The sequence below is a fragment of the Chitinophaga varians genome (assembly GCF_012641275.1).
Taxonomy (GTDB): Bacteria; Bacteroidota; Bacteroidia; order Chitinophagales; family Chitinophagaceae; genus Chitinophaga; species Chitinophaga varians_A.
Window position 1 is genome coordinate 608,898 of sequence record NZ_JABAIA010000002.1, and the last position, 11,379, is coordinate 620,276.

Sequence of the window (11,379 nt, forward strand, 5' to 3'; positions counted from 1 at the left end):
GTGGAAAAGAAAAAAAGAAGCGGATGGCGGAGACTGGCAAGGGTGCTGTTATTTACTATCGGCGCCATCTTGTTGTTATTTGCCGTGCTGGCCATATACCTGGTGTCTGTCAGTCGCATGACACCGCCGCAGATCGCCGATAAATCGGCTTTACAGCTGCAACGCAAGGCGCTGGACGGTACCGCCTGGACCATCGGCAACAACTGGTTCCGCAAAAGCAACAGCGGCCTGTATGAAATGTATGTAGAGGGGGCGCCTTTTGAAAGAGGGGTGATCAACGGCAAATTATCCGGGGAGCTGATCCGTCACCAGGAAGATGTTTTTGTGGAACAGATCCGCAAAATGATCCCTTCTACTTCGTATCTCCATTTTCTGAAATACTTCATCGGCTGGTTCAACAGAAACCTGAGCGATCACGTAGCGGAAGAGTTCAAAGAGGAGATTTATGGGGAGTCTTTCTCCGCAGCTGAAGGTTATGACTTTATCGGCAGCAACTATGAAAGACTGATGAACTATCACGGCGCACATGATATCGGTCATGCCCTGCAAGGTATGATGCTGGTGGGTTGTACTTCCTTCGGTACGTGGAACAGCAACTCTGCTGACAGTAACCTGATCATCGGCCGCAACTTCGATTTCTACATGGGCGATAAGTTCGCCGAAGATAAAATGGTGGTATTTTATCACCCCGATAAAGGGCATAACTTCATGTTCGTTACCTGGGGCGGATTTACCGGCGTGGTGTCCGGCATGAACGACAAAGGGCTCACCGTTACCATCAATGCCGCCAAAACCAGCGTGCCTACCGGCGCTGCCACGCCCGTATCGCTGGTAGCAAGGGAAATACTGCAATACGCCCGTAACATACAGGAAGCCTGGGCCATTGCGCAAAAGCGGAAGATGTTCGTGTCTGAGTCTTTCCTCATTGGCTCCGCAGAAGACAATAAAGCCGTGTTGATAGAAAAAACACCCGAAGGCATGGACCTCTACGATCCTAAAAAGAACTTCATCACCTGTACCAACCATTTTCAGGGTGATTCACTCGGCATCCTGGAGTCCAACAAATTGCAGATCAAAGAAAGTGCTTCCGAATACCGCTATGAACGTTTAAACGAGCTGCTGAAAGAAAACGGTCCCAATACGGTGCAAAAAACCATCAGCATCCTGCGTGACCGCAAAGGGTTGCATGGCGCCAATATTGGCCTGGGCAACGAAAAGGCGATCAACCAGTTCATTGCGCACCATGCCATCGTATTTGAGCCGAAGAAAAAAATGGTATGGGTGTCTGCCGCACCGTGGCAGCTGGGGCAGTTTGTGGCATATGACCTGAACAAAATTTTCAGCATGCATGGCCTCGACAGTGATCACGAAGTATATGACAGCGTGCAGAACGTGCCTGCCGATAGTTTCCTGCTGACCAACGAATACACGTCATTCCAGGTATACCGTCAGCTGAAGGCGCAGCTGCAGGATGGTAAAGATATAGATACCAAAGCGCTGATAGCCTCCAATCCGGAGTTTTATCATACCTATGTGCTGGCAGGCGATTACCATTTCAAAAAGGGTAACTTCGCGGAAGCCAAACAATACTATGAAACAGCCCTCACCAAAGTAATAGCTACCAAAGGAGAGGAGATGCACATCCGTAAGCAACTGGAGAAATGCAATGCTAAACTGTCAAAACAATGATTGTTGGTATAGGCACAGATATCACTGATGTAACGCGTATCGCGGAGAAACTGGCCAAAGGCAGCGGTTTCCGCGACCTCGTGTTTACGCCGCAGGAAATCGCCTATTGCGAGCAGCAGGCATCGCCGCAGGAGAGTTATGCCGCCCGTTTCGCCGCCAAAGAAGCGTTCCTGAAAGCGCTGGGCACCGGTTGGGGCAATGGCGGAGTGAACTTCCATGAAATAGAGATACGCAACGATGCCGCCGGAAAACCGGAACTGTTCCTGCTGACAGACAATCCCCGCTATACATCGCTGGGCGTTAAAAAAATATGGGTGTCCTTGTCACACGAAAAAAATGCGGCCGTGGCAATGGTAATTCTTGAAAGCTGAATATCCTAACATATGTACATTCCCGATATAGAACTACAGTCAAAAGCCGCCATCAGGGCATTCCAGGAGAAGGAAGTCATGAGGCTGCTTGGTTATCTGCGTGAGTTCTCTCCCTTCTACAGGTCCTGGTTCAAACAACACGATATACATCCTGAGAAGGTGCGTTCACTGGAGGATTTCAGCCTGATACCTCCCGTAACAAAACAGGAACTGCAGGAGCACAACTGGGAATTTCTCTGCGTGGACAAAAGCCATATCGCGGAATATACTACTACCTCCGGCACGTTAGGTCGTCCGGTGATTATTGCGCTTACCGAAAAAGACCTGCAACGCCTCAGTTATAATGAGTATATCTCTTTCTGTTGCGCCGATGGTACCGACAGCGATATTTTCCAGCTGATGCTTACGCTGGACCGCCAGTTTATGGCCGGCATGGCGTATTACAACGGTATCCGCAAACTGGGCGCCGGCGTGCTGCGTGTAGGCCCGGGCGTGCCCAGCATGCAGTGGGAGAATATTCAGCGAATCAAACCCACGACGATCGTCGGCGTGCCTTCCTTCATCGTGAAACTGATCGCCTACGCTAAAGAACATCATATCAACATCAACGAAACCTCTGTCCGCAAGGCAGTGTGTATCGGTGAAAATATCCGCAATACCGATTTCTCGCTGAACGTACTGGGCAAGAAAATCACAGAGCAGTGGAATATCCGGCTGTATTCCACCTATGCCTCCACTGAAATGCAGACGGCCTTCACCGAATGCAAAGCCGGTAAAGGCGGGCATCATCATCCTGAATTGCTCTACGTGGAACTGCTGGACGAGAACAACCAGCCCGTTGCCCCGGGCCAGGAAGGTGAAGTGACCATCACCACACTGGGCGTGGAAGGCATGCCGCTGCTGCGTTATAAAACCGGCGATATCTGCCAGTACCATGAGGAAACATGCTCCTGTGGAAGACATACGCTGCGGCTGTCTCCCGTCATCGGCAGAAAAAAACAGATGATCAAATACAAAGGTACCACGTTGTATCCGCCCGCTCTGTTCGACCTGCTCAACGATATGGAAGAAGTAAAAGAGTTTGTGGTAGAAGTGTATTCCAACGAACTGGGCACCGATGAGATATTGATGCATGTCTGGCCTACAGAGGAATCAGAAGAAATGGACCGTAAGATCAAATCTTACCTACAGGCGAAACTGCGGGTGATACCACAGGTGAGGTATTGCAGCCAGCAGGATATTATGCGGATGCAGTTCCCGGAGAATAGCAGGAAACCGGTGAAGTTTGTGGATAACAGGAGTTAGGTGTTGGCAGTGCCATGTTTGGCCTGATATTTTTTGAGGACCTGGTTTTGATTCAGGGTATCGATTTCATCATTGGTGAATTGTTGACCTGTATCTTCACAAACATAATAATGATAAGAAATATCAAAAAAGTCTTGTCGATATTCCATTGTCATAGGTCTTTTTTCTAACCTTGCGTTGCCTCCTGTAAATGGACTTTTCATAATTGGTATTTTACAACTTTTTAATAAATGTTTTAGCAGCTCCGAGCGTCAACGCCGGGGCTTCTTTATGCGGTGTATGTCCAATGTCAGGTATAATACACTGCACCGCTTTACCGCTCACCTGGCTGAGAGTCCTTTCTACCTGCGCCAGCGTTCCATATTCATCTGCTTCACCCTGAATAAACAACAGCGGGCAGGTTATAGCCGGCAAAAAATGTTCAATATTCCAGTCCCTGAAATCGCTGCGCGTCCATGTTTCTGTCCATGCCCGGAAAAGGGTATCTGTTTTATCGCCGTGGTATTTTTGCAGGCGGTGAGGCAGAGTAGTGGTTTGGTAGGCATGCATCGCATCACGTATACCCTTCAGCGTTATTTCTTCCACGAAAATGTGCGCCGCTTCACAGATAACGGCCTTAATCGGTTCCGGGTATTTGCCGGCGGTGATCAAGGCGATAGAGCCGCCATCGCTGTGGCCGAACAGGACCACCTGGTCCATTTCCAGATGAGTGAGCAAAGCGTACAGCACATCTGCTTCTGTTTCCATGTAGCTGACGGGCCTTTCTCCGGCAGGCATTGGTGCTGACAGGCCGTAACCAAGGCGGTCGTAGATGAGCGCGTTGCATTGGGTGGCATCTGCTAATTGTTGTGGGAAATCGCGCCATAAGGCTGTGCAACCCAATGAATCGTGAAGGAAAACAATAACCGGTCTGCCGGGATATTTTTTATAGTGATGAACTGATAGGCCGTTGAATAAAGAAAGGTCATCCATTATCCTTTAAAATAAAGATTGATAGCCGTCCTAGGATAAATGATATTTGGAGAGGGAGGTGCCGGAGGACAGGTTACTTCATAGAAGACAGTAAATCCCTGGCGGCAACGGTGCTTGCATTCCCTTCCTTGTCGCCTATAACAAGAGTTTTGTTATTCGCCGCCCTGGCCTCAACCAGCTTCCTGACCGCTTTCTGCGCACCTTTTTGGATCTTTTCAGAAAAAGTCAGCAACTCTTTTTGTTTACTAGTCATTTATTTGGCTTTGGTTTAGAATAATGCTCCAAATTTCGGGATTTATTACCAATTTTTCACCACCTCCGAAACCGGCTGCGACTGTTGTGGGTACGGTAGTCATTATTTCCGGAAGAATGGTATAAGTGGCAGTCGTTTTACCGGCGATGAATATTCGGCATAACTCAAATTTTAAAACTCCATCACCGCGCTGGCCCTGGGGTTATCCAGCTTAGTACTTTGTCTTTTCCCGCCCACGATCACGTGTATCATATTGATCTGCGAAGGGTGTTGCTGATATAACAGATCATTCATCACGGCCACTTTTTTGGGCGCGGGGATATTATCGGCGGAGAGGAAGCTCCAGACGGCATCTTCTTCTATCTTATAGCCCAGAAAATGCAGCGGTACTTTTTTCCCGTCGAGGGTTACCTGCAGGTGTTGGGAGAGATATTCGGCGATCATTTTGTCCACCTGTTGCCGGTTGACGGGTTTGATGATATCGAAAGATGTTTTGTATTGTACTTTGAGGGTATTTTCCAGGTCGTCAGCGAAAATACGGCAGCTGACTTCCAGCTCCTTTTTGGCAGCGTTGTGCGTAATCTCTGTAACACTCACATAGAACGGGTGCAGAATGGCCATCCAGGCCACTGTCCACCATTTACATAATAATAACCCCACTAGACTAATTTTTTTGGGAAAATTAATTTTTACTTTCTATAATTACCAAATTTAGACAAAAGAAGGGCAATGGATCTGATGTATTTTGAGCTGGGGTGGCAACATATTCTCAACTGGGAAGGTTATGATCATATACTTTTCGTGATTGCCCTGAGCGCTATTTATGTGGTGAACGAATGGAAAAAGTTGCTGGTCCTGGTGACCGCCTTTACTCTCGGGCATTCTATTACGCTGGCTTTGAGTGTGTTGCACGTTATCCGGGTGTCCAGTTCGCTGGTCGAGTTTCTGATTCCGGTCACTATCTGTATTACAGCGCTGTCCAATATTTTAAGAAAGGATGAAGCGCCGCAGCACCTGCAGCTCAACTACTTCTATGCTTTATTTTTCGGGCTGATACACGGACTGGGGTTTTCCAACTACCTGAAAAGCCTGCTGGGTGGCCAGGCCAACATCGTTAAACCGCTGCTGGGATTCAATATAGGGCTGGAATTCGGCCAGATCCTGATTGTGGCCGTGGTGATGCTGGCCGCCGGCATCATTGTCAATATCGGACGGGTAGGCCGTCGCGACTGGAACATGTTTTTATCTTCCGCCACTTTTGGTGTCGCCTTTCTGATGGTGGTCCAGGGTGTGCGGGAGCTGTTGAAATAACTAAAATCTAAATCTGAAACCGTAAAATCCTCTATGAGAAAAAATCTTTACCTCCTGGGCATCTTATGCAGTACTGCGATGACGCTGCATGCACAGAATCCGGGATCTAACCACGGTAACCGCTTTGAGCAGCTGGGCACCCTGCTTCAGACGCCCAATATGTACCGCTCCGCTTCCGGCGCACCGGGACCAAAATACTGGCAACAGCGGGCAGATTATGAAATCAATGCTGAACTGGATGACAACAAACAGCGGCTCACCGGCGCTGAAACAGTCACCTATTTCAATAATTCACCGGACCCGCTGACTTACATCTGGCTGCAGCTGGATGAAAACGAGCATGATCCAAAAAGTGACAACCGCAGCTTCGATGGTAGCAAAATAACTGATAAGATGTCCCTGCGCGACATCCGCGGTATCCTGCCGCCGACCGGCGATCTGGGTGTGAAAATCGTAAAGGTGACAGATGCGGACGGTAAGGCGCTGCCTTATACCATCAACCAGACCATGATGCGTATCGACCTGCCTAAAACGCTGATGCCGGGCGAAAAATACCGCTTCAAAGTGGAATGGTGGTACAACCTCTCCGACCGTATGACCACCGGCGGCCGCGGTGGGTATGAATATTTCCCGGAAGATAAAAACTACCTGTATACCATCACCCAATGGTATCCCCGGCTGGCGGTGTATTCCGACTTCCAGGGATGGCAGAACAAACAATTCACCGGCAGAGGTGAGTTTGCCCTCACCTTCGGTAATTTCCGTGTACGCCTGACCGTGCCTTCCGATCATATCGTAGGCGCTACCGGCGAATGCCAGAACTATAAAGAAGTGCTTTCCCCTGCGCAATACCAGCGCTGGCAACAGGCACAGAGCAGCAAAGAGCCCGTCGAAGTAGTAACGCTCGATGAAGCAACGAAAGCCATGCAGAACAAAGCAGGCAGCCGCAAAACATGGGTGTATGAAGCACAGAACGTGCGTGACTTCGCGCTGGTTTCTTCCCGCCGCCTCGTATGGGACGCACTGGCCACCAATGTGGAAGGCAATAAGGTGATGGCCATGTCCTACTATGGCCCTGAAGCTTATCCGCTGTATCGCCGTTATTCCACCAAAGTGGTGGCGCATACGCTCAAATCCTACTCCAGCCACACCATCCCGTATCCTTACCCGGTGGCCATCTCCGTAGAGGCAGCCAATGGCATGGAATACCCGATGATCTGCTTTAACTATGGCCGTGCCGATAAAGACGGCACCTACTCTGAATCTACCAAAAATGGTATGATCGGGGTGATCATCCATGAAGTTGGGCACAACTTCTTCCCCATGATCGTCAACTCCGATGAACGGCAGTGGTCCTGGATGGATGAAGGCCTTAATACTTTCTGCCAGTTTATGGCGGAACAGGAATGGGACAGCAATTTCCCTTCTTCCCGTGGTCCCGCTCATAAGATCGTGGACTATATGAAGATGCCGAAAGACCAGCTGGAGCCTATTATGACCAATTCCGAAAACATAATTCAGTTTGGCCCGAATGCTTATGCTAAACCCGCCACAGCACTGAATATCCTGCGCGAAACGGTAATGGGCCGTGAACTGTTCGACTTCGCTTTCCGGGAATATGCCCGCCGCTGGGCCTTTAAACATCCGACACCGCCTGATTTCTTCCGTACCATGGAAGATGCTTCGGCAGTTGACCTGGACTGGTTCTGGCGCGGATGGTTCTTCACCATCGAACCGGTGGACATCTCCATCGACAACGTGAAATGGTATAACCTCGCCAGCAAAAATCCGGCTGCAAGCAGCCAGCAGTCTAAAGAAGCCTATGAGCGCAATATCGACCATGTGGCCCGCCAGCATAATAAAGCCGCCGGTATTAAATTTGCAGTGGACCAGGATACCAGCCTGCAGGATTTCTACAGCAAATGGAACCGCTTTGAAGTAGCACCGGAAGATAAAGCCGCTTATGATCAGTTCTATAACAACCTGACACCAGCGGAGAAAGAAATGTATGACAGCAAAAAGAACTTCTATGAAGTGACGTTTTCCAACATAGGCGGACTGGTGATGCCGCTCATCCTGGAATGGACATTTGCTGACGGCACCAAGGAAACGGAACGTATTTCAGCTTACATCTGGCGTAAGAATGAAAATCAGGTAACAAAGGTATTTGCGAAAGATAAAAAGGTAGTATCGCTGAAGCTGGACCCGCTCCGCGAAACAGCTGATATCGATGAAAGCAATAACAGCTGGCCAAGGGAAGCCGCTCCGTCGCGGTTTGAGATGTTTAAGGATGGTGCGGGCGTGAGAGGCGCTTCTACCGGCGATAACCCGATGAAAAAAGCCCTTAATAAATAACGTTGATGAAATACACGCTCACCCTCTTACTATTGGTTTTCGGCCTGCAAACGCTCCGGGCGGGCAATGTGGACACGGTCAGTATTCCCAGTGCGGCAATGCACCGCAGCTACAAATGCGTGGTGGTAACACCCGCGTCCTACAAGGAAGGCACACGGCGCTACCCGGTAGTGTATTTACTGCACGGCTATAGCGGCAATTATGCTAACTGGGTCACTAAAGTGCCCGCCATCAGGGAACTGGCAGATACTTACCAATGCATGATCGTATGCCCCGACGGCGCTTTCATGAGCTGGTACCTTGACAGTCCCCGCGATAGCTCCATGCGCTTTGAGACTTATGTAGGAAAGGAAATACCGGCGTACATTGACCAGCACTACCAGACGCTGCCCGATCCGCGCCACCGCGCTATCACCGGGCTCAGTATGGGAGGACACGGCGCTTTGTACCTGGCCATCCGGCATCCCGAGATGTTTGGTGCTGCCGGCAGTATTAGCGGAGGCGTGGATTTCAGGCCATTTCCCAAAAGCTGGGAAATTGTAAAGCTGCTGGGTGAAGCGGGAAAAGACGGTGCTAATTGGACCGTCTATACGGTAATGGGACAGCTCAATAAACTGCAGCCTGGTACGCTGCCCATGATCATTGACTGTGGCGTAAAGGATTTTTTCATCGATGTGAACAGGGCTTTACATCAGAAACTGCTGGAAAGAGGAATCGATCACGATTATATAGAACGGCCAGGACAGCATGACTGGGACTACTGGGCCAACTCCATTCACTACCAGATGCTCTTCTTTCATCGCTTCTTTCAATAATCGGTATCAAGGCATAAAATATGAAGCCGTCCCGGGAACGGGGCGGCTTTTTAACTTGCTAATATGTCCTGTTGATCTATGAAAAATGTGATTGTCGTTTTTGTTGAAAAAAAGCGGCCGTAAGCAGGACTGCAAGCGGCCGGATTATTTTCATGTGACCTAAGTTGAATGCTAAGCGAAATCAGTTGCTTTGTACAGTCCCGGACTGGCACGGGCGACAATGACTTTTGGCATAGGTTTGTCTGTTTGTTGATGACGTAGTACGCCCCCTGTACACCAGAATTGCAATTGAACCGCAAATACTTTCAGTTATAGGTACTTCATGTTTTTCATCACGTGTTATCAGAACTATTTTCGTTATCAGCCTGGAAGTCGGGCCAACATCAAGATGGTACCATCGGAAACAAAATTTTTTTAATGTGTATTGTATACACATTAAAAAGCAGCCTGCGGCTTCATTCCTTTATATCATTGTAATCAGCTATATCACCTTAAATCATCAAAGCCATATCATCACTTCATTCCGGCATCTGCTGAATAGTCATCAACACATCGTAGCCCAGGGCTTCAGCCCTAGGACAAAAAAAAGCCGGTCCTCGATAGGACCGGCATTTTTTTTTTATGCACGCGATTCAAAATAAGTATATCAACATAATCAGTGCGGTAAATCCCACCAAAGTCTTACGCCACCGTTATCCTGAGCACCGGGGCCCAGCAGCTGTATGGCTTTTTCCACTTCGGCTTTGTTGGAAGTGTACTCTGTGTTGGGGAATGGTATCCTTCTGATCTGTATGTCTGTGTTGATGGTCCCATTGCTGTAGTTGTTCACTACAGGGAAGAGTTTGGGATAGCCGGTCCTGCGGAATTCAGTCCAGGCTTCCTGTCCTTCCGGATACATGGCGATCCATTTCTGGGTGATGATGCGTTCCAGTTTTTGAGCCGGAGAGGCAGCTTCGTCCCATTTGATGGTGATATCGGACATTGCCGCATGGTTGTTGGTAGCATTGCGGGGGTCCACGTAGTCGATTGGTTTGCTGGAGGCATCAGCCACGTAAGCATTTACAGCTACCGGATCTGCGTCCCATTGTGTGAAAGAGGTACGGATACCTTTTTCATACAGTTCACCTGGTGTGCCGCCTGCATTGGCCCAGCCGTTGAGGGCCGCTTCTGCGCGCAGGAACCATATTTCAGCGGAGGTCATCAGCTGAAGGGGAGTGGTGGCTTTGAAGGTTTTGTTTTCTGCCACGGCAGGAATGGAATAACCAGTGTAATCCGGTTTGGCGGTCACCAGGCTGCCAATGCGGATACCTTTGTAGGTTCCGGGATAAGCGGTGGCATGGTCAAAATATTTCGGAAGACGTGGGTCTTTGTACCCTACCAGGATCGATTCCATGGATGCGTTCATGGCGTTGTCTGTCCAGGCTGTAACGATGGTGTACAGTGGGTTTTTTAAGCCAAAACCGGAAACGGTGGCGTTGTCTTTGTTGATTTCCATCACACCGCCATTGGCAGGATTCAGGGCTTTTTCACCTTCTTCCTTTGCTTTGTCTTTGGCTACACCGGCAATACGGACAGCGAGGCGCAGGCGGAGGGAGTTGGCGAACTTGATCCACTGTTTGTAGTCGCCACCATACAGCATATCAAACTTGGCAAAGAGGGATACGCCGGGATGTGCTGCTACATAGGTGTTCAGCGTAGTCACTGCGGTGTCCAGCTCTTTAAAGAAGCGGGTGTACACGTCCTGTTGTTTATCGTAAGAGGAGGAGGTGCCGCCGCTGCCGTAGCTGCTGTAAGGAATAGGACCGTAGATATCGGTCACCCGGTGCATGGCTTCTACTTTCAGGATGAGAGCAATGGCCCAGAATTCAGGTGCTGTTTGTGCGGCGCCTCTTCTCTTTACTTCATAGATAGGGGCCATCACGTTGTTGTATGCCAGGTTGAAGGCGGAGGCGTTCCAGCCGTCTACCAGGGAGTACGTCATGTTATTGATGTTGCCGCGGAAGTTATTTGGCGGCATCAGATAACCGGAATATACGTCGCCCATCAGGTTTTGTTGCAGCTGAAAGTCGCCGTTGGTATTATTGAAGTTAAAATAGATGGAAGACTGTATCTGCGGAAAGAAACCACCGATATAGTTGAAGTCGGGCTTCAGCGCGTCTTCGGTCAAACCGGTATTATCCGTGTTGTACTCCTCGAAGTTTTTGGTACAGGCGTTGAGGCCAAGGAGACCTGCCGCCAGCGCGATGACTGCCACCGGCTTGTATAGTTTGAAGCTGAATTTTTTCATCTGTGTTGAATTAAAGGTGAA

The 11,379-nt window shown here is 49.3% G+C and carries 11 protein-coding genes; 6 read left to right on the forward strand and 5 right to left on the reverse strand.

Going from position 1 to position 11,379, the window contains the following annotated elements; translation table 11 throughout:
* The 3 genes from HGH92_RS17105 to HGH92_RS17115 are packed head-to-tail and all read left to right on the forward strand — an operon-like array spanning position 1 to position 3,365.
* Positions 1-1,689 carry a C45 family autoproteolytic acyltransferase/hydolase gene (locus tag HGH92_RS17105; protein ID WP_317166420.1) on the forward strand — a complete coding sequence of 563 codons (1,689 nt, stop codon included), beginning with the start codon at positions 1-3 and terminating at the stop codon, positions 1,687-1,689.
* Positions 1,686-2,060, forward strand: coding sequence for a holo-ACP synthase (gene acpS, locus HGH92_RS17110; protein WP_168871986.1), 375 nt, complete (start codon positions 1,686-1,688; stop codon positions 2,058-2,060). Before HGH92_RS17105 ends, acpS begins: the two co-directional genes overlap by 4 nt.
* 12 nt (positions 2,061-2,072) lie before the next feature.
* Positions 2,073-3,365 (forward strand): phenylacetate--CoA ligase family protein, encoded by a 1,293-nt coding sequence (locus tag HGH92_RS17115; RefSeq protein ID WP_168871987.1) that lies wholly within the window; start codon positions 2,073-2,075, stop codon positions 3,363-3,365.
* Here HGH92_RS17115 and HGH92_RS17120 read toward each other — a convergent pair.
* From HGH92_RS17120 to HGH92_RS17135, 4 genes are all read right to left on the reverse strand, one after another.
* Entirely contained in the window at positions 3,362-3,568 is a 207-nt protein-coding gene (locus HGH92_RS17120; protein WP_168871988.1) for a hypothetical protein, read from the reverse strand. The two genes, HGH92_RS17115 and HGH92_RS17120, sit on opposite strands and share 4 nt — an antisense overlap.
* 10 nt (positions 3,569-3,578) lie before the next feature.
* Positions 3,579-4,337, reverse strand: coding sequence for an alpha/beta fold hydrolase (locus HGH92_RS17125; RefSeq protein ID WP_168871989.1), 759 nt, complete (start codon positions 4,335-4,337; stop codon positions 3,579-3,581).
* A gap of 73 nt (positions 4,338-4,410) precedes the next feature.
* Positions 4,411-4,590: a hypothetical protein gene (locus HGH92_RS17130; protein WP_168871990.1), complete on the reverse strand. Its 180-nt coding sequence runs from the start codon at positions 4,588-4,590 to the stop codon at positions 4,411-4,413.
* Between the two features lie 171 nt (positions 4,591-4,761).
* On the reverse strand, positions 4,762-5,250 hold the full coding sequence (locus HGH92_RS17135; RefSeq protein WP_168871991.1) for a DUF6702 family protein: 489 nt from the start codon (positions 5,248-5,250) through the stop codon (positions 4,762-4,764).
* A gap of 69 nt (positions 5,251-5,319) precedes the next feature.
* Here HGH92_RS17135 and HGH92_RS17140 point away from each other — a divergent pair, with 69 nt between their 5' ends.
* Genes HGH92_RS17140 through HGH92_RS17150 form a run of 3 tightly spaced genes read left to right on the forward strand, consistent with a single transcriptional unit; the run spans position 5,320 to position 9,071 of the window.
* The gene (locus tag HGH92_RS17140; protein WP_168871992.1) at positions 5,320-5,901 is read left to right on the forward strand and encodes a HupE/UreJ family protein; all 582 of its coding nucleotides are present in this window, start codon (positions 5,320-5,322) and stop codon (positions 5,899-5,901) included.
* Positions 5,902-5,934: 33 nt separating this feature from the next.
* Positions 5,935-8,256, forward strand: coding sequence for a M1 family metallopeptidase (locus HGH92_RS17145; protein ID WP_168871993.1), 2,322 nt, complete (start codon positions 5,935-5,937; stop codon positions 8,254-8,256).
* Positions 8,257-8,261: 5 nt separating this feature from the next.
* The gene (locus tag HGH92_RS17150; RefSeq protein ID WP_168871994.1) at positions 8,262-9,071 is read left to right on the forward strand and encodes an alpha/beta hydrolase; all 810 of its coding nucleotides are present in this window, start codon (positions 8,262-8,264) and stop codon (positions 9,069-9,071) included.
* Positions 9,072-9,726: 655 nt separating this feature from the next.
* Here the strand turns inward: HGH92_RS17150 and HGH92_RS17155 are convergent.
* Complete coding sequence (locus HGH92_RS17155; protein ID WP_168871995.1) at positions 9,727-11,358, reverse strand: RagB/SusD family nutrient uptake outer membrane protein; 1,632 nt, start codon at positions 11,356-11,358, stop codon at positions 9,727-9,729.
* Positions 11,359-11,379: the final 21 nt, after the last annotated feature.

What these genes read in the sequence shown, in the direction of transcription:
- HGH92_RS17140 (WP_168871992.1), top strand. Translation starts at nt 5,320, where the DNA reads ATGGATCTGATGTATTTTGAGCTGGGGTGGCAACATATTCTCAACTGG.
- HGH92_RS17115 (WP_168871987.1), top strand. Translation starts at nt 2,073, where the DNA reads ATGTACATTCCCGATATAGAACTACAGTCAAAAGCCGCCATCAGGGCA.
- HGH92_RS17120 (WP_168871988.1), bottom strand. Translation starts at nt 3,568, where the DNA reads ATGAAAAGTCCATTTACAGGAGGCAACGCAAGGTTAGAAAAAAGACCT.
- HGH92_RS17130 (WP_168871990.1), bottom strand. Translation starts at nt 4,590, where the DNA reads ATGACTAGTAAACAAAAAGAGTTGCTGACTTTTTCTGAAAAGATCCAA.
- HGH92_RS17155 (WP_168871995.1), bottom strand. Translation starts at nt 11,358, where the DNA reads ATGAAAAAATTCAGCTTCAAACTATACAAGCCGGTGGCAGTCATCGCG.
- HGH92_RS17150 (WP_168871994.1), top strand. Translation starts at nt 8,262, where the DNA reads ATGAAATACACGCTCACCCTCTTACTATTGGTTTTCGGCCTGCAAACG.
- acpS (WP_168871986.1), top strand. Translation starts at nt 1,686, where the DNA reads ATGATTGTTGGTATAGGCACAGATATCACTGATGTAACGCGTATCGCG.
- HGH92_RS17145 (WP_168871993.1), top strand. Translation starts at nt 5,935, where the DNA reads ATGAGAAAAAATCTTTACCTCCTGGGCATCTTATGCAGTACTGCGATG.
- HGH92_RS17125 (WP_168871989.1), bottom strand. Translation starts at nt 4,337, where the DNA reads ATGGATGACCTTTCTTTATTCAACGGCCTATCAGTTCATCACTATAAA.